The organism is Pseudomonas sp. H11T01 (genome assembly GCF_048515765.1).
Classification (GTDB): Bacteria; Pseudomonadota; Gammaproteobacteria; order Pseudomonadales; family Pseudomonadaceae; genus Aquipseudomonas.
This window is the reverse complement of record NZ_JBLYED010000003.1, coordinates 34,351-56,516: the sequence shown is the minus strand read 5'-3', so window position 1 is coordinate 56,516 and position 22,166 is coordinate 34,351. Positions and strand designations below refer to the sequence as shown.

Here is a 22,166-nt window from a genome sequence, read left to right as displayed (position 1 = left end):
CTTGAGCACGATACTCGAACCCGGCCAGATCGAAGCGTCGGCGAGCACGCCGCCGTTCCTGCGCCTGCCGCCGCACAACCTGTTCACCTTGCGCGCGATGCGCCTGGAGCGATTGGCAAACGGGCATCCACTGGCCGACTACCTGCATTTGGTCGCCGGTCTGTGCCACCTCCAGCAGAGTCTGCTGGACGAACCGCCGCTGTCTCCGCCCCCAGCCCCCGAACGCCTGTTGTTGTGCCAGGAGCATGGCTTGCCACCGCTGGCCGCCGACAGTCTGGTGCGCGAGGACGGCTGGCTGCCGTACCTGGACGTCTTGCTGCGGCGTTACCAGGCGCCGCCGCGATCTGCAGTGAAAAATGCCGTGGCAACCTTGCACAACGCCAGCGTCGGGCAACGCAAGGTCTGGGCGATCGCCTTGCTCAGCGGCCAGTATGCCGGGCTGCCGGCAGCAGTGGTGCCATTTCTCGGCGCGGCCTTGCAGGCGGCCTGGAGCCACTGGTTGCTCAGCATGCCGGCGTGCGATTTGAAGCCTTGCGCCAGCCTTGGTCAATGCCCGGCCTGCGGTTCGCCGGCCATGGCCGGGGTGATTCACCAGCGGGGCAAGTACAACGGGCTGCGCTACCTGGTGTGTTCGCTGTGTGCCTGCGAATGGCATGTGGTGCGGGTCAAATGCGTCTACTGCGAGCAGAGCAAAGGACTCAATTACGTCAGTTTCGAGGATGACCGCCATACGGCCAACCAGGCGCCGCTGCGGGCTGAAATTTGCCCCGGCTGCAACCGCTACCTGAAACTGCTCTACCTGGAAAATGACGCTGACGCCGAAGCGCTCTCGGCGGACCTGGCGAGCTTGGCGCTGGACATGCGCCTGGACCTGGAAGGTTACCAGCGTCTGGCGCCGAACCTGATGCTGACGCCTGGGGGAGATTGATCACCGGTACGCATACCGTAACCCCTGTAGCAGCTGCCGCCAGGCTGCGTCAAAGTCCGCAGGACTTTCATGCAATCATAAATCCTGCGCCCGCTTCGCGAGCGGACGCAGCCTTTGGCAGCTGCTACAGGGGCCACCATTTGACCCAAAGTTAGCGCTTGCCTTACGAGGAGCAAGACGGCATCTACACTCAAAGCCTGTACAGACTGTGGAAGTTTCTATGTTGTCTGCCAAGGCCCCATTGCATCTGCCCTCCATCGACAGTCTGCTGCGAAGTCCCGCCTGCCAGCCGCTGACCGAGCGCTATGGCCGCGACGCCTTGCTCGCCACCCTGCGGCAGTTGCTCGATGACCTGCGTGAACCGGTTCAACTGGGCCAACTCGACGCCGTTGAACTCACGGCTCAGGTATTGGCGGGGAGGGCAGGCGAACGTCTGGCAATCCAGCACCGCAGTCGAGTGCGGCGGCTGTTCAACCTCACCGGCACGGTGCTGCATACCAATCTCGGGCGGGCGCTGTTGCCCGAGGAAGCGATCGAGGCGGTACAACAGGCTGCCCGCTATCCGCTCAATCTGGAATTCGACCTGGAAAGCGGCAAGCGCGGTGACCGTGACGACCTGATCGAAGGCCTGATACGCGAGCTGACCGGTGCCGAGGCGGTGACGGTGGTCAACAACAACGCTGCCGCCGTGTTGCTCGCGCTCAACAGCCTGGGGGCGCGTAAAGAGGGCATTATTTCCCGTGGCGAGCTGATCGAAATCGGCGGTGCGTTTCGCATCCCCGACATCATGGCTCGCGCCGGGGTCAGGCTGCATGAAGTCGGCACCACCAACCGCACCCATCCCCGAGACTACGAAGCCGCCATCGGCCCACGCAGTGGTTTGTTGATGCGCGTACACACCAGCAATTACAGCATCCAGGGCTTTACTGCCCACGTGCCGACCGCCGAGCTGGCACAACTGGCCCACCGGCACGGACTGCCATTGCTTGAAGATTTGGGCAGCGGCAGTCTGTTGGACCTGACCCGCTGGGGCCTGCCCGCCGAACCCACGGTGCGCCAGGCCCTGGTCGACGGGGCCGATATCGTCACCTTCAGTGGTGACAAGTTGCTCGGTGGTCCCCAGGCGGGATTGATCGTAGGTCGCAAGGAGCTGATTGCCCGGATCAAGAAGAACCCGCTCAAACGTGCCTTGCGGGTGGACAAACTGACCCTGGCCGCCCTCGAGGCAGTGCTGGGGCTGTACCGCGACCCCGACCGGTTGGCCGAACGCCTGCCCAGTCTGCGCCTGCTCACCCGTCCGCGGGCCGATATCCTCGCTCAGGCCGAACGCCTGCGTCCGCTGCTGGCGCAGGTGTTGGGCGACAGTTGGGGGGTGGCCGCGTTGCCGGCACTCGGAATGATCGGCAGCGGCAGCCAGCCAGTGGCTCGGTTGCCAAGCGCTGCCCTGTGCCTGCGTCCGCAGGTGCCAAAACGGTTGCGCGGACGGCAGCTGCATTGCCTGGAAGCAGCCTTGCGAGCCTTGCCCATTCCGGTGATCGGTCGTATTGACGACGATGCCCTGTGGTTGGACCTGCGCGTGCTGGACGATGAGGTTGCCTGGCTCGCGCAACTGGACCAGCTGCAAGGGGTGGGGGAGGTAAGGTGATCGTCGGCACCGCTGGACACATCGACCACGGCAAAACAGCGTTGCTCAAAGCCCTGACGGGGCAAGCCGGCGACCGTCGCCGGGAAGAACGCGAACGCGGAATCACCATCGACCTGGGCTTTCTTTACGCGCCGTTGGAACCTGGGGCGGACATGACGGGTTTTATCGACGTGCCCGGCCATGAGCGCTTTATCCATAACATGCTCGCTGGTGCCCAAGGCATTGACCTGGTGCTGCTGGTGGTGGCTGCCGATGACGGGGTCATGCCCCAGACCTGCGAGCATTTGGCGATCGTCGAGCTATTGGGCATCCCCCAGGCGCTGGTAGCGATCACCAAATGCGACCGGGTCGAGCCCGCCCGGGTGCAGTCGGTACACGCCCAGGTCACCGCGTTGCTGGCACCTGGGCCCTATTGCGGCGCGCCGCAATTCGCGGTGTCGAGCCTGACCGGGGAGGGCATCGAGGCCCTGCGCCAGGCATTGCTGGCCGCCCAGCGTGAGGTCCGGCAGCGCGCCGTTTGCGGCGGATTTCGCCTGGCAATCGACCGCGCCTTCAGCATCGCCGGAGCCGGTATTGTGGTCACCGGCACGGCTCTGGCCGGGCAGGTGAGGGTGGGCGACACCCTCCTGTTGGGCCAGGCTGGCAAGCCTGTGCGGGTGCGTGGTTTGCATGCGCAGAACCACGTCGCCGGCGAGGCCTGGGCCGGCCAGCGGGTGGCGTTGAACCTGAGTGCCGAACGCCTGGCCCTGGAACAGATCCACCGCGGCGACTGGTTGCTGGCCGAGTGGCTGTTCGCGCCCACGCAGCGCCTGGACATCGAGATGCAATTGCTGGCCAGCGAACCACGCGCCTTCGAACATTTCAGCCCGGTGCACGTGCATTTGGGCACTCAGGACGTCACTGCTCGGGTCGCATTGCTGGAGGGCACACGCCTGGCGCCGGGTGAGCGGATGTTCGGGCAATTGTTGCTGAACACTCCGTTGCAGGCGGTGCATGGCGACCGCCTGGTGCTGCGCGACCAGAGCGCGCGGCGCACCCTCGGCGGCGGGCGGGTGCTCGACCCGTTTGCACCGGCCCGCCAGCGCCGCAGTCCAACCAGACTGACGCAGCTACAGGCCCTGGCCGCAAGCGAAAGCCTGGAGCAGATACTGCCGGTGCTGCTTGCCAACAGTGACACCGGGCTCGATCCACTACGCCTGGAGCGCCAGTTCAATCGCCTGCGCAGCACCTGGCATTTGCCGGCGGATGTCCGTGTCATTGCTACGCGCCAAGGTCCGTTATTGTTCAACACTGTACGTTGGGAAGCCCTTAAAACTTCGCTGCTGGAGCAACTGGCGCGCTTTCATCAACTTGAACCGGACGAACTGGGGCCAGACCGAGATCGCTTGCGCCGGTTCGCGGCCACGCCGCTGGACCGACCGACATTCATCAGCATGCTTGACGAATTACTGGCCAGTGGCGCTATTGAAGCCAGTGGGCCGTGGCTGCATTTGCCCGAACACCAGGCACGCCTGAGCGAAGAAGACGAGGTTATGTGGCACCAGTTACAGCCGCTGCTCGAACAGGCGGGTTTTGATCCGCCCTGGGTCCGCAGCCTGGCCATCGCCATCGGCCGTGACGAAGCTGATGTGCGCTTGCTGCTGCGCAAGATGGCGAGATTAGGGCTTGTTCACCAAGTCGTCCGTGACCTGTTTTACGCTGACGCTACGGTGCGCGAATTGGCGGCTATGCTCTTGCAACTGGTCGCCGACAATCCGGTGATTCAAGCGGCGGCGTTTCGCGACAAGGTAGGAATCGGCCGTAAACGCAGCATCCAGATACTCGAGTTCTTCGACCGGATCGGCTTGACCCGCCGGCTTGGCGACCAGCGCTGCATCCGTCCGGACAATGCTCTGGCGCAGAGAATCGAGGACTGACTTCAAGGAAGGCAATCGCGTCCGGTGGCGCGGCCGGGCTTCAAACCCGGTTGGGGGCGGCAACCGTTCCCGGGCAGGTTCGACTCCCGCTGCCTTCCGCCATTTAAAAAGAGGTAGAAAATCAGAATCACGGCGTCAGCGAGCGGCATTCTTGCTGCTCGCCTGGTGCTCCCGTTGTGAGGGACTGATCTGTTCTTTTTCGCCTCACCTGCCACTTCCCCTGCAATCCGCGTGCTTTTAAAGTCAAGGGCGCATATTCAGGGGACTTCCGATCATGTACAGCTCGCTTGCCATACCGAGCACCGCTCGCCAATTCCACGACCGGATCTATTCCGGCGAGATCATTCGCTTCACTGACTTACAGCCCATGACGAAGTTGGTGGAATATGCGCGTACATTCCTCGAAGACGCGCTGCATCCCTGGCAACCGCAACAGATCCATCGCTATTTGAGCCACCGTGAGCAGGCTGTTCGATTTTCAAAATGTCAGAGCGACTTCGCGGGCTCCGCAGAGGTCCAACATCGATGGCTGGACGTAGTGGAAAGCCTTGGAATTGCACCGGACACCTTGGCTTGCGATCGCCTGCATTTGCGTTTTCAGCCACATCGCGAGCCAGAGCAGTTCACGCCGCGTGCCCGCACGACGGCCACCATTGCTTTTCACCGCGATACCTGGGGGTCGAATATCTATGCGCAAACGAACTGGTGGGCGCCTATCTATCCCATCACCGCAGGGCGAACCTTCGCCTTGTATCCGGGCCTATGGCAGCGACCGCTCCTCAATTCGAGTGCAGATTTCGATATGCGCGCTGTTCTGCAGCGATCGCATCGAGACGGACGCAATGCTGTGGATGCCGATGAGGCCATCCCGCATCTGTTGGAAGCAATTGACCCGCAGGAGGGGTTTGCCGTTGATATCGCCCCAGGGAGTCTTATTGCCTTCTCCGGGGCACATGCCCATGCCGGAGTCGGCAATAGCACTGGGTTGACACGAATCTCTTTCGAAACCCGATCCATTCTGATCGACGACCTGATGTCCGGATTGGGAGCGCCCAATGTTGACGGTCAGGCGCCGTGGATGACTCCCGGACTGTTTCGCCGGATGAGCGATGCGATGCGCCTGAGTCAGATCCTGGGCTGCGGATATATCGAGCCCTATCGGCCGGCAACCGTATCGTGAAACGAGGCTGCCGAAGTCCAAGCTTCGGCATGCGTATGTACGATTCCAAACAGGCGTGAAAAAAACGGCCCATGGAAGGATCCTCATGTCAGATTCAGTGCAGAACCTGGCATGAGGACAAGAGGGAACTCAGTGAGAAAGTCGACTCAGGGCGGGTCGTTTCACGACCGAAGTTGCGTGTTCGAGCTTTTGGATTAACCGGCGATCTTTATTGCAAGCTCAGCGACGTGTTTGCCTTGGAAACGCGCAATATCCAATTCATTCTGTGAAGGTTGTCGGCTTCCGTCGGCTCCTGCCAGGGTGGTCGCACCATAGGGTGTACCGCCGGTGATCTCGTTCATATTGGTCAATCCTGAACAGGTGTAAGGCACACCCACGATCACCATGCCCTGATGCAGTAGCGTGGAGTGGAACGACGTAATGGTGGTTTCCTGGCCACCGTGCTGGGTGCCGGTCGACGCGAAAACGCTGCCGATCTTCCCAACGAGAGCGCCTTTCATCCACAGTCCGCCGGTCTGGTCGAGGAACGTGCGCATCTGCCCGGACATATTGCCAAAGCGCGTCGGAGTGCCAAAGATGATGGCGTCGTAATTGGCCAATTCGTCAGGCACCGCCACGGGTGCCTTCTGGTCGAGTTTTACACCGGAGGCTGCAGCTTGCTCGGCCGGGATGGTTTCAGCGACACGCTTGATCGTCACGTCAATGCCGGGCACTGATCGTGCACCCTCGGCGACTGCCTCAGCCATCGTTTCGATGTGACCGTACATTGAGTAATAGAGCACAAGTACTTTAGCCATGATTCCTCCTGGGTTGGGAGCCATTCGATGGATTTGAAGAATCTTGAATTGCACCGCGAGGATGCAAATTAACACTAGCACCAACTAGCACACTCCATGGCCAGAGCACGCCCAAAGAGCGGGCTATCAGCGGCCTGACAGCACCACCTGAACAAACATCGAGATTTCATTGAGATCCAGCACAGCATTACTTCCATAAATGGACGGGTCTAAGTCAATTATACCTACTACTAAACCTATAAGCGGCTGGTTACGCTGGGCTCAACTTCGTAATCCCATTCAGGAAAGACACTCCATGGCACTTAATCTCTCTGACGCAACCTCGAAAACGACGAGGGCATGACCATGAATCCTTCCACCTCTCTCCAAAACGATGTCTCGCGCAGCATCAGCCTGCGCACCCGCGGTCATGGACAGGGCCCCATTGTCCGGCTCATGAGCCCCTCGGACCTGGGCCGGTTGCTCAAGCCGTTTGTGTTTCTCGACCTGATCGATGCCGATACGTCACTCATTGGCAGCATGCCGCTGCATCCCCATTCGGGGATCGCGACCATTACCTTGATCACCGAAGGCAACCTTCGCTTTGACGATCCGGACTCAGGTTCCGGATTCATTGGTTACGGCGGAGTCGAATGGATGCGCGCAGGCGCCGGTGTCTGGCATGGTAAGGAAATGTCTGCCGGCACATCGGCGCGGATCCAGGGGTTTCAGCTGTGGATCGCGCTGCCCGCTGACCTGGAAAGCGCGCCGGTCGACAGCCAGTACCTGGAAGCACATGCCATCCCACAGGCTGGGCCAGCACGCGTGATCGTCGGCGACTACCAGGGCATCCGCAGCCCCGTACGCGCGCCTTCTGGCCTGAATTATCTATTGGTGACACTGACCGCGGGCCAGAGTTGGGAGTATCAGCCACCGGCCGGGCACAAGGTGCTTTGGCTCAGCGCCAGTCGAGGAACCCTTCATTCCCCGGAGCTTGTCCAGGCGGGAGAACTCGTCGTTTTCACGCCAGGTAACGGTGCGCTGAAACTCAAGGCCGGGGATAAGCAAGACGCAGTGTTTGTGCTGGGGTCGGCGATTCCTCACCCGCACGACCTGAAGATGGGTAATTACTCCGTGCACACCAGCCTGGAGGCGTTGAAAGCGGGAGAGGCAAAGATCGCGGAGTTGGGCAAACGTCTGCAAGCAGAGGCAGGGCAGAGGTCCGGATCGGTTTCAGTACCGATCTACAAGTGACCCGCCTCAGGCCCTGGTAGTGTCTTAACTGACTGTGTAACCGTACTTGCGCCAGAGAAATCAGCCGACCGGCTCGGCCGTACAACTCATTTCCCCTGAGCCTGGCTTCTGGAAAAGGACCACGTTGCCGTTTTGCCAGAAGCTGTAGTTCCCCTGGTAATCCTTGCCAGTGTATCGGGTTCCCGAATCACTCTGCACCTGGCTCAGGGTGATCGAAGTGTTCGCCCATTTCAGGTACACGACACCAGGCTGCGTGCTAAAAAAGGTGGCGGCAATCAGCGCGTTAAACCCTGTACAACGAAAAGCCAGGGGGCCTTCGGTGAGTCTGTCTGGATCCTTGGTTCTCACAATTGCCGAGCCTTGGCGTAGCTGGTGCGCGCGCTCGGCATAACTTTGGATCGTGCACGCCTTGGGCGCAGGCGTGGAGGCACACTGATTGCGGGCCTCGATCCAGAACTGCTGGTCGATCATGACTTTGTCTGGACGCGGTTCTGAATGTTCATCAGTGAGCGCCAGGCGATAAAGACGCGTCAGTTCGATATCCATCTGCGCCAGTTGCGGATCGCGACAGATAAGCTTTTCGACGGATGCCCTTGCCGTGGCGCAGTCGAAGCTGGTCTTGAAGATTCGCGAAGGGGACGCAGCATTTGCACAGGTGCTCGTCGCCGCGCACACGCTGGCAGCGAGCAGACAGGTGAAAAGGGCCGTGACCGTTTTCATATTGGCTTCACCCAGATCATTACGTGATGCCCGGATTGCCGTGGGACCTATCGATCCGTTGAACAGTCATTCGTTCGCATTGGGTGTATCGCAGTGTAAGTCAGTGCTCAAAACTTGCCACCCATCCTGCTCCGCCCGATGCGTACGCACCGGGCACCGCTGAGATCTTCAGGTTGGTGCAATGTGCAAGTCTACCCACTAACGTCATCGCCCATTGTTCTTCTCGAAAACCGACCTGTGCATGTCGGTAACAAGCAAGTTGTTATTTTCAGGCACTCCTTCCCAAAAACGCTACGGTATTGCTCACGACCAATGAGTAGAGCGGTTGACCACATCTCCTCCGCTTTTAACCTCACCCCTTGCGATTATCGAGATAGAGGCATCGGGATGTCGCTTTTTGAACGCTATAGAAGGCGCCATTGAACTTAGGTGTGAGTTTTGCAAGTAAATACAAATAGCTCGCCGGACGAGCAATAAAAAGAGCCTGCGCCTGAGGCCATTCACCCGCTTTGTGTGAGGAGATTCTGCGATGACGACGTTCAATTCCGGGGTGAAACCCCAAATCCGTGCGCCTCAATCTATCGGTTTTTTACTGTTGGACAATTTCACGCTGATTTCCCTGGCGTCCGCAGTGGAACCTCTGCGCATGGCGAATCAGTTATCCGGCCGTGAGCTGTATCGCTGGACCACACTCACCGTCGATGGCGGTCAAGTCTGGGCCAGTGACGGTCTGCAGATCACTCCTGATGCCGCCATGCACAAAGCGCCGCCACTCGACATTGTGATTGTCTGTGGCGGGATCGGCATTCAGCGCACGGTGACCCGCGCACATGTTTCGTGGCTACAGAGTCAGGCACGTCAGTCCAAACGCTTGGGCGCAGTGTGCACCGGCAGTTGGGCTCTGGCCGGTGCCGGCTTGCTGGATGGGTTCGATTGCAGTGTGCACTGGGAATGCCTGGCCGCAATGCAGGAAGCCTTCCCGCGGGTGACCATGAGCACCCGGCTGTTCACCCTCGATCGTAATCGCTTCACGAGTTCCGGCGGCACCGCGCCGCTGGATATGATGCTGCACCTCATCAGCCGCGATCACGGTCGCGAACTGTCAGCGGCGATCTCGGAAATGTTCGTCTACGAGCGCATTCGCAACGAACAGGATCACCAACGCGTGCCGCTCAAACACATGCTCGGCACCAACCAGCCGAAGTTGCAGGAAATCGTGGCGCTAATGGATGCCAACCTTGAAGAGCCGATTGATCTCGACGAACTGGCGGTGTACGTCGCCGTTTCGCGACGTCAGCTGGAGCGGCTATTCCAGAAGTACCTGCACTGCTCGCCGTCACGTTATTACCTGAAGCTGCGCTTGATCCGCGCGCGGCAATTGCTCAAACAAACGCCGATGTCGATCATCGAAGTGGCGTCGGTCTGCGGTTTCGTGTCCACACCGCACTTCTCCAAATGCTACCGCGAGTACTACGGTATTCCGCCACGCGATGAGCGTGTAAGTTCCAACACCACACAACAAGTGGCGATGACGCCGCTGCCACAGGCCCTGGTGCTGTCGCCGTTGTCCGGACCGTTGACGGCACTCAGCCAAGCCCGCAACGAATCAACTTTTGCCAGTGTTCGGATATAGCCCGATCCGTCGGATCCATCGCCGCAGGAGAGCGATCGGCGTCTACCAGTCAGCCGTAGTGGGTTGATGGAGTGATTGAAAGCCGCAGAGTCCCTATAGTCTGCGGCGTCGTCCGTTTGGTTTAAATAATCGATATCAGCTTCGGAATCTGAGCGTCGTTGAAGGTGCCTCACCGAAACGTTTTTTATATTCCTGGGCAAACCGCCCCAGGTGGGCAAAGCCCCATTTGAACGCGATATCGGTTACCGACGCATCATGACTTTGACTGCTCAATTCGAGATGCACCTGTTCCAATCGCAGGTTGCGCAGATAGGCCATGGGCGTGGTATCGCAAAAATCGCGGAAGCCGGCAAACAGTGTGCGAACGCTGACCCCAGCGTGCTCGGCCAACTGCTCTACGCTAAGCGGTTCATGTGCATGAGCCCGCATATACTCCTCGGTTCTCTTGACGAAATAGGGCAGCGTTTTTGGTTTACTGGCGCACTCCAGTTGTTCTCGCAGGTTGTTGGGTTGGCCATAGACCAATGCATTGATCAGGACGGACTCGAACTGCTTAAGCACAAGGGCGTGGTGGAGTGGGTGTTCGTCCAATGTAATCGCATCAGCCAGCATGGTGATCAATTGGAGGAAGTAATTCCCACCCGGGGTGGTCAGGTCGAGTTCGGGATGAAACTCTAGCGATCTGTCCATCACATGACCGAGGTGCTGGGCACAATGGTATTCAACTTCGCTGCGTTCGATTCGAAGTGCCATTTGGGGGGCGTTGGCGTCCCAGCACATCGATAACGGCAGAGTGGGTGAAATCAACGAGGCTTTATGGGGAGTGGAGATAAAATCATGGTCGCCGCACATTATGTGCGCCTGGCCACTGATGGGGATCTGGATCAGAAAGAAACTTCCCAGGCGACCGGGGTCGATGTTAACCCTTGCTCCATACTCCAGCCTGTTCAAGGACAGGTGCCCACGATTGACATGGTGCATTCGTGCACTGATGCAGTCGGTTTCTTCTACGCAACGCAGATCATGATTTGTGAAGACGCTGCTGACGCCTTTGCGAATGGCTTCCAGGTCATTGAGAAGAAACAGCTGATTTTCTGGGGTGAACAGCGAAGCTCTGTCAAAGAGACTGCCGCTGCTCTGCAGGATGGCACTCAGGCTCATGGTCGCCTCACTTGCATGCACGGTTTCAAGGCATTGCGCACAGTTGTGTTACCGAGGTTTTGCAGGATAAGGATAGTCGCTGCATAAACCGGATAACCTGTGGACATGTCCGTTTCTTTTTGTGCCCTCATCGGGGCTATCTACCTGCTTAAGCAATGGGCATGCCATGCGGCGCTCCCTTTGTTCAGGCTGTTGCTGAGCATGATTCATTCGATCCTGGAATCCTCCCGCGAACCTTAGGCGTCCAACGTTCTTTTCGTTGGCTGTTTCGTGTTTTTTGAGGAATGGTCAATCAGCGTTTGTGAGTCAGTTGCGGAGTCTATTGCCTCGCCGATTCTCGGTGCAGAGCTGAAAAGCCCGGCAGGCCGAATCAGAAACCTTTCTGCATGACGTGGACAGGTTTAGCGCCCAGCGGATAGTCCCTCTGGAGGCAGATGTTCAATATCGTACCAACGCTTCTGAATTAACTGAGGTGGGAGCGCCGTCCAGGTCAATGCGGGCGGTACCCGCCACAATTCTGGTAGGGCGAAGCACGATGAACATGTCCTTTACATCTTCGCTGTCAGAGGAACTTCCGACCCGCCAATGGTATGACTGGGATTGGATGGCTGACGCAGAGGTTCCCGTGGGGAGCCATCTCATCACCTCCCGAAATGGTTATTACCATCATGGGATTTACCTGGGAGCGTCTCAAGTCGTTCACTACTCCGGTCTTTGTTCAGGCTTGCACGCGGGTCCTGTCGAAGTGATTGAGTTGCAACGGTTTTCCTCGGGGAATCCGGTCTGGATCCGTACTGCCCAACGGATCAGATTTCAACGAGAAGAAGTGGTCCGGCGAGCGCTGTCTCGCATGGGAGAAAATCAATACCGACTGCTGACCAATAACTGCGAGCATTTCTGCAATTGGTGCCTTTATGGCGAGAGTCGCAGTGACCAGGTGCGCAATTTTGCGGTTCATCCCTTCGCAGCGCTGCGGCTGCTTCTGCAAGCTCTGCCTGGACTGTTTCAGCGCGCCGCCATCGTTTAATGCTTCGCTTTTAACCTTCAGATCAATGATCACGCTAAGCAGCGTGTTCATTCGACTCCTGTATGAATCGACCCTCCTGCGTTTCTTTTTGCCGTCGAGCATATCGAGGGAGAAGGGCGGCTCTTTGCAACCGGTGTCGCTCTGTTCATCTTCAGGCCATTCACACAGCTTTATTTCATTTTGCCCATCGGGTCCTGCCCCTCCAGGTAACTTCCTGCATGTCACGGACAGGCGTCGCATTCAGCGGATAGTCGGCGCCGCTGAAGGTGCCCAATATCATCTCCAACATTCCTGAACCCTTGGAGATTCGATATGAAAGGCCAGTATGTCAGCGTGCCGGTTCTGTCCGGCGGTCACTTCCAGGCTTATATGGCGACCTCTGTCGATGGTCGCGGACCGGGCGTGGTGCTCTGTCAGGAAATTTTCGGCGTTAACCAGGCTATGCGTGAAGTCGCTGACCTGTTGGCCGAGGAAGGTTACACCGTGCTGGTTCCGGACCTGTACTGGCGCCAGGAGCCCGGTGTCGAATTAGGTTACACCGAGGCAGACTTTGGTCGCGCTTATGAGCTCTACCAAGGTTTTGACGAGGCACTTGGTATTGATGATATCCGCGCCAGTCTGAATGCCCTGCAAAGCTTGCCCCAATGTAATCCGGGTGAACTGGGTGTTGTGGGCTACTGCCTGGGCGGCAAGCTGGCTTACCTGGCGGCCTGTCGGTTGCCTGAAGTGACCTGTGCCGTCGGTTACTACGGCGTGGGTATTGAAAACGCCTTGTCGGAAGCTGAAGGTCTGCAGGGTCGCCTGGTGCTCCATATGGCCGAACAAGATCAGTTCTGTCCCACCGAGGCTCGGTCCGCGATTCAGAAGGTTCTGCACGACAAGCCAGGTGTTGAACTTTACGTTTACCCGGGAGTTGATCACGCCTTCGCTCGCCCTAACGGCCATCACTATCACAAACCGTCTGCACTGTTGGCTCACGAACGGACGGTTGCTGCATTGCGTCGGGTTCTGGGCCCTGACTACAACCTTTCAGATCTCTGGGATGAGCACGTGCGCCACGAGTTCGATACCCGGGACGTACCTGCAACCATGGCCACCATGGTCGCTGAACCTTACGTCAATCACATACCGACCATGACCGGCGGCGTGGGTGCGAAAGAGTTGAGCCGCTTCTACCAGCATCACTTCGTCCATGGTAATCCCAAGGATATGAAGCTGACACCACTGTCTCGCACGGTCGGTGCGTCGCAAATCGTCGATGAATTCATCATGAGCTTTACCCATGACTCCGAGATCGACTGGATGCTTCCCGGGGTGGCACCTACCGGGCGCTACGTCGAAATCCCGATGCTTGGCGTAGTCAAGTTCCGCGGTCCCAAGCTTTATCACGAACATATCTACTGGGATCAGGCCAGTGTGCTGGTTCAGATCGGCCTGCTTGACCCGACAGGGTTGCCAGTGGCCGGTGTGGTGACCGCCCAAAAACTGCTCGATGAATCGCTGCCTTCCAATACGTTGATGCCGAGCTGGGCCTCCAGCGCCGACAAATCGGTTTAAGGGGATAACCATGTCTCATCTACAGAACAAGGTGGCTGTGATCAGTGGTGGCGCGACCCTGATTGGCTCCGCCGTCGCTCGGGCGTTGATGGGCGCAGGGGCTAGCGTTGCGCTGTTCGATATCGATCGTGAAGCGGGTCTCAAGGCGGCGGCCGAGCTCGGCGAGCGAGCCGTATTTTTTCACCTCGATGTGACGGATGACGGACTCATTGCGCTTGCGGTCGAAGAGGTGCGCGCACGTTTTGGCGGCATCGATTTGCTGATCAATCTGGCTTGCACTTATAGCGACCAGGGCTTTGCCTCCAGTCGCCAGGATTGGTTGCAAGCGCTTGATGTGAACCTGGTGTCGGCCGTGGCATTGACTCAAGCAGTGCATCAGGACCTTAAAGCCCGACGCGGTGCGATTGTCAATTTCACTTCCATCTCGGCCAAGTGTGCCCAGACCGGGCGTTGGCTCTATCCAGTCTCGAAGGCCGCGATGGTGCAGCTGACCCGCTGCATGGCCATGGACCTTGCTGCTGACGGCATCCGTGTCAATTCGGTATCGCCTGGCTGGACCTGGTCGCGAGTGATCGCCGAAGTCAGCGGCGGTAACCGTGAAAAGGCTGATGCAGTCGCCGCTTCCTATCACCTGTTGGGGCGCCTGGGAGAACCCTCCGAAGTGGCCAATGTGGTGGCGTTTCTATGTTCACCCGCCGCCAGCTTTGTGACGGGCGCGGATTATGCCGTCGATGGAGGCTACTCGGTCATGGGACCGGAACAGAACCTGCCGGCGATACCACGGCTTGCCGAGTAACACAAAACCCTAACAAGAAACCCTGTTCGGCGACTGCCGAATGCTGCACCTGTAACCGTCGATAACCAGGAGAATAACAATGCGTCGAATCGCCATCGTCGGAGCCGGTCAAGCCGGCCTGCAACTCGCTCTAGGCCTGCTCGCCAAGGGCTACCATGTGACCTTGACCACTAATCGTAATGGCGAGGACATTCGCAACGGTAAAGTGATGTCCAGTCAATGCATGTTCAACGCCGCCTTGCAGAGCGAGCGTGATCTGGGGCTGAACTTCTGGGAAGACCAATGCCCGGCTGTTGAAGGTATTGGTCTGGCAGTGCCTGACCCAGAGCAGCCCAATGAGCCACTGTTCAGCTGGAGTGCCCGGCTGGATCGCTACGCCCAATCCGTCGATCAGCGTTTGAAAATGCCGGTATGGCTGGACGAGGTCGCAAAGCGTGGCGGTGAGGTGATTATCCAGGATGTCGGCGTGGCTGAGCTGGAGCTTTTGTCGACCACCCATGACTTGGTACTGCTGGCTGCGGGCAAGGGTGAAATCGTCAATCTGTTCGAAAAAGACGCCGAGCGTACTCAGTTTCAGCAGCCGCAAAGGGCGCTGTCATTGACCTATGTGAAGGGCATGACACCGATGTCGCCGTTTTCCCGGGTCAGCTTCAACCTGATTCCAGGAGTAGGCGAGTACTTTGTGTTTCCTTGCCTGACGACCACCGGACCTTGCGAAATCATGGTCTTTGAAGGAATTCCGGGCGGGCCGATGGACTGCTGGCAGGGGATTACATCTGCCGAGCAACATCTCGAAAAAAGCCTGGAGCTGATCAATCGTTACGTCCCTTGGGAAGCCGAACGCTGCCGCTCCGTGGAAATGACTGATGACAAGGGCTTCTTGTCCGGCAGATTCACGCCGATGGTACGCAAACCGGTGCTTACGTTGCCGTCGGGGCGCAAGGTTTTTGGCATGGCCGATGCGCTTGTGGTCAACGACCCTATTACTGGCCAGGGCTCGAACAATGCTGCCAAGTGCAGCAAGGTTTACCTGGATGCGATTGTCGCCCGTGGCGCACAAGGCTTTAGCCCCGACTGGATGCACGAAACCTTCGAGCAGTACTGGAGCTATGCCCGGCATGTGGTCAAGTGGACCAACACCATGCTGACGCCACCGCCTCAGCACCTGCTCGAACTGCTTGGCGCCGCCAGTCAGTCAAAGCCTCTGGCATCGGCCATCGTCAATGGCTTCGATGATCCACGCAATTTTGCCCCTTGGTGGTTCGACGCCCAGTCTTGCCAAGCCTTTATTCAGGAAAAGACTCGTCAGGTCGCTTGAGCCGCCATCGAGCCAGGAGTTCATCATGAATGCATTTACCGCAGAGTCTACCCAGCACGAACTGGTTAGCGCACAGGACTGTAATCCGCGCGAGTTGCGTAACCTGCTGGGGCAGTTCGCCACGGGTGTCACCGTTATCACCACGCATACGGCAGATGGCCGCAACGTTGGCATGACCGCTAATTCGTTTTCGTCGGTCTCGCTCGATCCGCCACTGGTGCTTTGGAGCATTTCTCGCAACGCTCCGAGTCTGGTGGACTACCTCTCCTGTAGCCACTTTGCGATCAACGTTTTGGGGGCTGATCAGCACGATATTTCCGGACGTTTTGCACGACCTGCACCCGACAAGTTCTCTGGTGTGGCCTTCACGGCCGGAGAGGCTGGGGTACCGCTTCTCGAGGGTGTGATCGCCACGCTGGTCTGCCGCAATGTCACTCAGTACGAGGGCGGTGACCATCTGATTTTCCTTGGGCAAGTCGAGCACTACCGCCATGGCGCAGGGGAGCCGTTGGTGTTTCACGGCGGGCAGTATCGAGTGGCTGCAGAACATCCCGGGTTGAGTCGATAAGTCAGGAATCTTGCCTTTAGCCTTGCTGCAAGTGGAGAGCGTCATGAAAATAAAAATAAAACTGCTATCGGTGTGCGTGTTGGGCTCTGGCCTCTTGGGAGTTAATCCGGCGCAGGCGTATGACTTGCCGGTGGTCAATCTGGGTTTAACCAGTTTCCTCGACGGCGCCCCGCCAGCCGGACCGGGATGGTACTTCCAGGAGTACTTCCAGAACTACAGTGCTAATCGTTTTCGAGATCAAAATGGCAAGGCGCTGGGTTTGCCCAAGCAAGAACTGGATTATCAGGTCGCAGTGACTCAAGTCAGCTATTTTTCCGATCTTCGCTTGGGGAATGCAACGCTGGGCATGAACGCTGTGCTGCCTTTTGTGACCAGCATGGAAGTTGATGACGGACTGAATAATGCGGCGATAAAGGCTCAAAGTGGTCTGGGGGATCTTCTGTTAGGCCCGATGATCCAGTTTGATCCGATCATGGGGCCCGATGGACCTCGTTTCGTGCACCGCATCGAGTTGCAGGTCAATGTTCCGACCGGTAAATACGACAATAAACATGACATCAACCCCGGAGCCAACGCCTGGTCGTTTGACCCCTATTGGGCAGCTACTTATTGGTTTACGCCAAAATGGACAGCGTCGGTTCGTGCTCACTATCTTTACAACGGCAAGAATGATGATCCGGGACCGGGGTTTGGTGGCGCTGATGATATTCAAGCTGGCCAGGCCTTACATGCAAACTTTGCGACCGAGTATGCGGTGACGCCGCAGCTGCGCCTGGGTATCAATGGCTATTGGCTAAAGCAAATCACCGATACCAAAGTCGATGGTCATGAGGTTTCCGGCCGTCGAGAAAAGGTATGGGCCATTGGTCCGGGAGCAATGTATAGCTTCTCCAAGGACGATCATGTGTTTTTGAACGCGTACTTCGAACAGGACGTCGAGAACCGTCCAGAGGGGAGTCGTGTGCAAGTGCGCTATGTTCATCACTTTTAAGACCGCCGCAGTCATTGTGCTCCATAGCTTCCTATTACTTTGGTCTTCTGCCTGCCCTTATGGGCAGGTTTTTTTTTCCTTTTGGGACCTTTCAGTCATGTCCGCACCTCGTACTTCCTCTGACAATACTGTCCTGATATGCCGTACCGACCTACAGGGGCGCATTACCCACGGTAGCGAAGCGTTTATCAAACTTAGCGGGTATACGAGTCAGGAGTTATTGTAACAATCAAGCAGCCTTCTTAAACATCCTGATATGCCCGCTCACATTTTCAGTAGCCTGTGGAGTGCGCTGCAACAACGAAAGCCGTGGATGGGGCTGTTGAAGAATCGGCGCAAGGATGGCACAACCTATTGGTTGAACGTTTACATAAAACCCGTGTTCGGCGCTGATGGGATTGAGGCCTACGGGGCAGTCTATAGTTCACCATCGCAAGTGCAGACAGAGCGCGCTGAAAAGCTCTATTCACGGTTGAGTACTGGTGGGGCAATTCTTCAGTGGGGTTCTCGTCTTAATCGACGGGTGGCGTCCGCATTACCGAGCTTGCCGCTGGGATTATTGTTGTCGGCAGGTCTTTGGCAACTGGATTCTTTTTGGGCCCAGAGTGCTGGAGTTGTAGCTGGATTGGCCGTTATGGCGGGCCTCCAGAATTGGCGACAGACCCGTGCCGTCACGCAGATTTTTGTTGCCCATCCAAAAGCGTTTGCCGACTCGTTGACCGCCGATATTTACAGTAATGCGCCAGGTGCTGCCGCGTTAATGGAAATGGCCTTGGTTGCAGAAGAAAGCCGCCTGCAAAGCGCGTTGTCGCGAATCGGCACGACTGGAGGCGTCGTTGAGCAGCAGGTAGTCGAGCTTGCCCAATTGATCCAGGCCGAGACTCAGCGTCTCGAACGTCAGCGTGATGAAACCGACTTGTCAGTCACTGCCCTCAGCGAACTGGCAGCCACTATCCAGGAGGTCGCCAGTAATGTTCAGGCAACGAATCTGGCCACCCAAGAAGCTGTCAGGCTCGCCAGCCATGGCGAGCAATTGTCCGGCAAGAGCCTTGACGCAATGCAGCAGCTCAGTACATCCGTCGGGAATATTGCAGTGGCAGTCCAACAGTTGGCCAGTTCCACGGAGTCCATCGGCGCAATCACCAACATTATCAGTTCGATTGCTGGACAAACTAATTTGCTGGCTTTGAATGCTGCCATTGAAGCTGCTCGCGCCGGCGAAGCGGGTAGGGGGTTCAGTGTTGTTGCTGACGAGGTACGGCAACTGGCAACACGTACTCAAGAAGCAACCCAGCAAATTCAACCGCTCTTGCTGCAACTGCGTGATGCTACCGAACGTACCGTCCAACTCACTGACGAAGGCCGAGAATTCGCGCGACACAGCACTCGTGAAGTAATGTCGGTGCAAGGCAATCTGGCTGGAGTGAATTATTCGTTGACTCAAATATCGGGCATGAGCATGCAGATCGCCTCTGCCATGGAGCAGCAATCGCAAGTGGTAGAGAGCTTGTCACAGCAGGTTCTGCAAGTGGCTGAGTTATCGAAACAGAGCGTCGACAAGGCTTTGGACGGTCAAAGAATTGGTGAGGACTTGAAGTCTCAGGCCGAGGCTCTGAAAAATCTGGCGGAGCGTTTCGATCGTTGAGTCTTTAGCGAAGGGGAGTTCAACGGGGCCAGGCAGTTGATAAAAAACGGGGGAGTATCTGGTCGATTCCAGATACTCCCCATGGTTCTTAATGTTTTGAATTGCTCTCGATGAATTTCTCGTAAAACATCTGGAATTTTTCGATTCGCTGCTCGATGAACCAGGTCTTGACCGCTTCCACCATTGGAGGAGGGCCGCACAGGTAAATATCGAATGGATCAGCCTCAAACGCATTTCGGTCAAAGTGATCAGGAATCCATCCGGTTTTCCCTTTCCACTGCTCTGATGGCCTCGACACGATGAGGTGGTAGTCGAAATCTACGATGCGTTCGCGATAGTCCGCCAGTCGTTGGGTTTCGCACAGGTCATTGTCTTGAGTGACACCATAGAACAGTTGGATCGGATGCCCACAGCCACCTTTTTCTGCAATGTTATCCAACATTCCGAGGAAAGCCGACAGCCCGGTTCCTCCTGCCACCAGTACCAGAGGCTTGGTCACTTGGCGTAGATAAAAGCTACCCAAAGGGGCTTCGAACTCGATGATTTGACCGGGTTGGCAATGCTCACGGATGAAGTTGCTCATCACGCCATCCGGCAGGAGGCGGATGAGAAATTGAAGCTGGTTAGTGGGATTGGGTCGGTTGGCAAAAGAATAGGAGCGCCACTCACTGGTTCCAGGTACATGCAGTCGCGCGTATTGTCCTGGAAGAAAATCCAATTGCTGCTGGCTGGAGCAAGCGTCGAGATGAAGGATCGCGGTAGTGGCTGAAACCTGCTCCACACGGGTAATCATCGCTTGCAACAATTGAGTTGCCCCAGCGTTACACAAGCTCGAATCGAAGTCGAAATAGAACGACGCATCCGATTGCACTCGAGTTTGGCAAGAGAGCATCTTGCGTTGCGCCAGATCGTGTTCGGACAAAGCCTCGTCATCGACATAATCTTGAGTGTATTGACCTGATTCGCAGCGCCCCTGACAGGTGCCGCAGACACCTTCGCGACAGTCCAGCGGAATATTCACGCCATTGCGCAGCGCAGCGTCGAGCAACAACTCGTTTGGCTTGACCTCGAAGAACGAGGTCTTGCCGTCGGCGAAGCTGAAAGCGACTTTATGGTTCATGACAGCGTGCTCCACAGGTCACAGGTGATAAAAATCAAGCACTGAGTTGATGGTGTCGTTGAGCAACACGATGTGCTTGCGAGTGATCTTCCAGCTGTCTGCGACCGCTTTAAGGTGGTAGGTCACATGGCCGTAGAACTGCTCGGACAACCCCTGTCGGGTATAAAGGGTGACCCAGGCTGCCTTGACTTCAAGCACGCCGGTATCGAGCTCCTTGATCCGCACATTGCTGATTTGATGCAAGGTGCGCGGCATTGGGTTTGACGCCGCCGACTTACCCGTGCGCAGACGAAACACCCGGTCTTCAAGGCCAGAGCGGTTCGAGTAGTAAATCAGCGACATGCTGCGCTTGGGGTCGGTGGTGTACACATGCTCCGACTCCCATTGCGGCAAGTGAAATTCACTCTGCTCATCGAAGAGGGCGATGTAGGCGTCCCAATCCTGCTGATCACACAGTTCGGCTTTGCGGTAGAGGAACTGCTCGATGGAATGTTGTAGTGCGCTCATTTCAAACCTCCTTCAACTTCAGGGCTTTTTGTTCCAGACCTTGCAGGAGAAAGCGCTGCCACGATCCGTGCTGATTGATGTAGAGCCCCTCATGGGTGAACTCGGTGCCGGTCAGTACCGGGTTGATGCCCAGGACTTCGCTGTTGGGAGTGGGGCCTTCGACCCATTTTTCACTGCCGCGGGACACTTCGTTCCAGCGCTCAAGGCGTGCCTGGAAGCCGCGCTGGGCTTCACGAAACTCCACCAGGTCGTCAGGGGTTCCCATGCCTGAAACGTTAAAGAAGTCTTCGAACTGACGAATGCGGTTTTCCCGGTCCGCGTCGGACTCACCTTTGACGCCGATGCACTGGCTGGTGATTTCTGTCTTGTTCCAGGCTACCGGACGCACGATACGCAGCTGCGAGCTGATCTGATCCATGAAGAACAGGCTTGGGTAGATGTTGAGGTTGCGCAGCCGGTGCATCATCCACTCAGCCTGCTGCTGGCCGTATTCCTCCACCAGGCGCGGCATGACGCTGGCATAACCGGCGCGCACAGTCGGGTTGGGCATATCGCTGAACAAGAGGCTGTGGCCATTTTTGAACGAGAACCAACCATCGTCGGTTTCTGCATCACCGGCGCCCAGTTTGCTGTAGTCCAGTGTGCTGGAGCCGCCGCCATTGGCGGCATTGACTTGCTGGCGATGCTGCACCGTGGAAACGTAGTTGTAGTGCACGGTGCTGACGTGATAGCCGTCCAGCCCGTTTTCATGCTGCAGTTTCCAGTTGCCGTCGTAGCTATAGGTCGACTTGCCGGGCAGTATTTCCAACTCGCCGGTAGGAGACTGGGCGACCATCATGTCGAAGAACACCTTTGCATCGCCGAGGTAGTCTTCCAGCGAGTCGCTGCCGTTGACATCCAGGCTAATGAAGACGAAGCCTTTGTAGCTCTCGATCCGTGCTTTCTTCAGGCCGCGGGTAGCCTTGTCGAAGCCTTCCGGGTATTCCCCCGGGGCCTTGACCTTGACCAGGCGGCCGTCACTTTTGTAACACCAGGCGTGGAACGGGCACGTGAAAGTGGACTGGTTGCCTTTGCTGACGCGAGTCAGTGTCGCGCCCCGATGCTGACAAGCGTTGATCAGCGCGTGAAGCTGATTGTTGCCATCGCGGGTGATGATCATGGGCTGACGACCCGCACGCATCGTCAGGAAATCATTGGGGTTGGCGATTTCGCTCTCGTGGCAGGCGTAGATCCAGTTCTTCTCGAAGATCAATTCCATCTCCAGGTCGAACAGTTCCGGCTCTGTAAACATGTCACGGGCGATGCGGTAAATGCCTTCAGCCGGACGGAAATCCAGGCAGCCCTGGATGTATTCTTGCCACTGCGCAATGCTTCTCGAGTTGTTCATCAGGTACACCCTTTTGTAGTTTTTAGGCTCACCCCGA

Annotated in this window: 19 protein-coding genes and 1 tRNA gene; 14 read left to right on the top strand and 6 right to left on the bottom strand. The window is 57.3% G+C overall.

The window, feature by feature from the left end:
* Position 1: 1 nt before the first annotated feature.
* The 5 genes from fdhE to ACN1C3_RS04720 all read left to right on the top strand — a co-directional run bounded on the left by fdhE (position 2) and on the right by ACN1C3_RS04720 (position 5,669).
* Complete coding sequence (fdhE, locus tag ACN1C3_RS04740; RefSeq protein WP_419114636.1) at positions 2–928, top strand: formate dehydrogenase accessory protein FdhE; 927 nt, start codon at positions 2–4, stop codon at positions 926–928.
* Positions 929–1,148: 220 nt separating this feature from the next.
* Positions 1,149–2,573 carry an L-seryl-tRNA(Sec) selenium transferase gene (gene selA, locus ACN1C3_RS04735; protein ID WP_419114635.1) on the top strand — a complete coding sequence of 475 codons (1,425 nt, stop codon included), beginning with the start codon at positions 1,149–1,151 and terminating at the stop codon, positions 2,571–2,573.
* A complete protein-coding gene (gene selB, locus ACN1C3_RS04730; protein ID WP_419114634.1) occupies positions 2,570–4,489 on the top strand; it encodes a selenocysteine-specific translation elongation factor in 1,920 nt (639 codons plus the stop codon). Before selA ends, selB begins: the two co-directional genes overlap by 4 nt.
* 6 nt (positions 4,490–4,495) lie before the next feature.
* A tRNA-Sec gene (locus tag ACN1C3_RS04725) sits at positions 4,496–4,591 on the top strand.
* Between the two features lie 172 nt (positions 4,592–4,763).
* Positions 4,764–5,669, top strand: coding sequence for a hypothetical protein (locus ACN1C3_RS04720; protein ID WP_419114633.1), 906 nt, complete (start codon positions 4,764–4,766; stop codon positions 5,667–5,669).
* A gap of 194 nt (positions 5,670–5,863) precedes the next feature.
* Here the strand turns inward: ACN1C3_RS04720 and wrbA are convergent, their stop codons facing one another.
* Positions 5,864–6,466 carry an NAD(P)H:quinone oxidoreductase gene (gene wrbA / locus ACN1C3_RS04715; protein ID WP_419114632.1) on the bottom strand — a complete coding sequence of 201 codons (603 nt, stop codon included), beginning with the start codon at positions 6,464–6,466 and terminating at the stop codon, positions 5,864–5,866.
* Between the two features lie 339 nt (positions 6,467–6,805).
* Here wrbA and ACN1C3_RS04710 point away from each other — a divergent pair, with 339 nt between their 5' ends.
* A complete protein-coding gene (locus ACN1C3_RS04710; protein WP_419114631.1) occupies positions 6,806–7,699 on the top strand; it encodes a pirin family protein in 894 nt (297 codons plus the stop codon).
* Between the two features lie 60 nt (positions 7,700–7,759).
* Here the strand turns inward: ACN1C3_RS04710 and ACN1C3_RS04705 are convergent, their stop codons facing one another.
* The gene (locus ACN1C3_RS04705) at positions 7,760–8,419 is read right to left on the bottom strand and encodes an MliC family protein (protein ID WP_419114630.1); all 660 of its coding nucleotides are present in this window, start codon (positions 8,417–8,419) and stop codon (positions 7,760–7,762) included.
* 529 nt (positions 8,420–8,948) lie between these two features.
* On the opposite strand from ACN1C3_RS04705, the gene ACN1C3_RS04700 reads away from it, so the two are divergent.
* Positions 8,949–10,052, top strand: coding sequence for a GlxA family transcriptional regulator (locus ACN1C3_RS04700; protein ID WP_419114629.1), 1,104 nt, complete (start codon positions 8,949–8,951; stop codon positions 10,050–10,052).
* 135 nt (positions 10,053–10,187) lie between these two features.
* Here ACN1C3_RS04700 and ACN1C3_RS04695 read toward each other — a convergent pair whose 3' ends face one another.
* Positions 10,188–11,213, bottom strand: a complete 1,026-nt coding sequence (locus ACN1C3_RS04695; protein ID WP_419114628.1) for an AraC family transcriptional regulator — start codon at positions 11,211–11,213, stop codon at positions 10,188–10,190.
* Between the two features lie 493 nt (positions 11,214–11,706).
* Here ACN1C3_RS04695 and ACN1C3_RS04690 point away from each other — a divergent pair, with 493 nt between their 5' ends.
* The 7 genes from ACN1C3_RS04690 to ACN1C3_RS04660 all read left to right on the top strand — a co-directional run bounded on the left by ACN1C3_RS04690 (position 11,707) and on the right by ACN1C3_RS04660 (position 19,115).
* Positions 11,707–12,240: a lecithin retinol acyltransferase family protein gene (locus ACN1C3_RS04690; protein WP_419114627.1), complete on the top strand. Its 534-nt coding sequence runs from the start codon at positions 11,707–11,709 to the stop codon at positions 12,238–12,240.
* Positions 12,241–12,552: 312 nt separating this feature from the next.
* The gene (locus ACN1C3_RS04685; RefSeq protein ID WP_419114626.1) at positions 12,553–13,797 is read left to right on the top strand and encodes a dienelactone hydrolase family protein; all 1,245 of its coding nucleotides are present in this window, start codon (positions 12,553–12,555) and stop codon (positions 13,795–13,797) included.
* 10 nt (positions 13,798–13,807) lie between these two features.
* Positions 13,808–14,593: an SDR family oxidoreductase gene (locus tag ACN1C3_RS04680; RefSeq protein WP_419114625.1), complete on the top strand. Its 786-nt coding sequence runs from the start codon at positions 13,808–13,810 to the stop codon at positions 14,591–14,593.
* Between the two features lie 79 nt (positions 14,594–14,672).
* Positions 14,673–15,911, top strand: a complete 1,239-nt coding sequence (locus tag ACN1C3_RS04675; RefSeq protein WP_419114624.1) for a styrene monooxygenase/indole monooxygenase family protein — start codon at positions 14,673–14,675, stop codon at positions 15,909–15,911.
* Positions 15,912–15,936: 25 nt separating this feature from the next.
* Positions 15,937–16,479, top strand: a complete 543-nt coding sequence (locus ACN1C3_RS04670) for a flavin reductase family protein (protein WP_419114623.1) — start codon at positions 15,937–15,939, stop codon at positions 16,477–16,479.
* A gap of 43 nt (positions 16,480–16,522) precedes the next feature.
* A complete protein-coding gene (locus ACN1C3_RS04665) occupies positions 16,523–17,470 on the top strand; it encodes a SphA family protein (protein ID WP_419114622.1) in 948 nt (315 codons plus the stop codon).
* A 256-nt stretch (positions 17,471–17,726) separates the two neighbouring features.
* Positions 17,727–19,115 carry a methyl-accepting chemotaxis protein gene (locus ACN1C3_RS04660; RefSeq protein WP_419114621.1) on the top strand — a complete coding sequence of 463 codons (1,389 nt, stop codon included), beginning with the start codon at positions 17,727–17,729 and terminating at the stop codon, positions 19,113–19,115.
* Positions 19,116–19,203: 88 nt separating this feature from the next.
* Here the strand turns inward: ACN1C3_RS04660 and antC are convergent, their stop codons facing one another.
* The 3 genes from antC to antA are packed head-to-tail and all read right to left on the bottom strand — an operon-like array spanning position 19,204 to position 22,129.
* Positions 19,204–20,235 (bottom strand): anthranilate 1,2-dioxygenase electron transfer component AntC, encoded by a 1,032-nt coding sequence (gene antC, locus ACN1C3_RS04655; protein ID WP_419114620.1) that lies wholly within the window; start codon positions 20,233–20,235, stop codon positions 19,204–19,206.
* A gap of 18 nt (positions 20,236–20,253) precedes the next feature.
* Positions 20,254–20,742, bottom strand: a complete 489-nt coding sequence (antB, locus tag ACN1C3_RS04650; protein WP_419114619.1) for an anthranilate 1,2-dioxygenase small subunit — start codon at positions 20,740–20,742, stop codon at positions 20,254–20,256.
* Between the two features lies 1 nt (position 20,743).
* Positions 20,744–22,129, bottom strand: coding sequence for an anthranilate 1,2-dioxygenase large subunit (antA, locus tag ACN1C3_RS04645; RefSeq protein WP_419114618.1), 1,386 nt, complete (start codon positions 22,127–22,129; stop codon positions 20,744–20,746).
* Positions 22,130–22,166 lie beyond the last annotated feature (37 nt).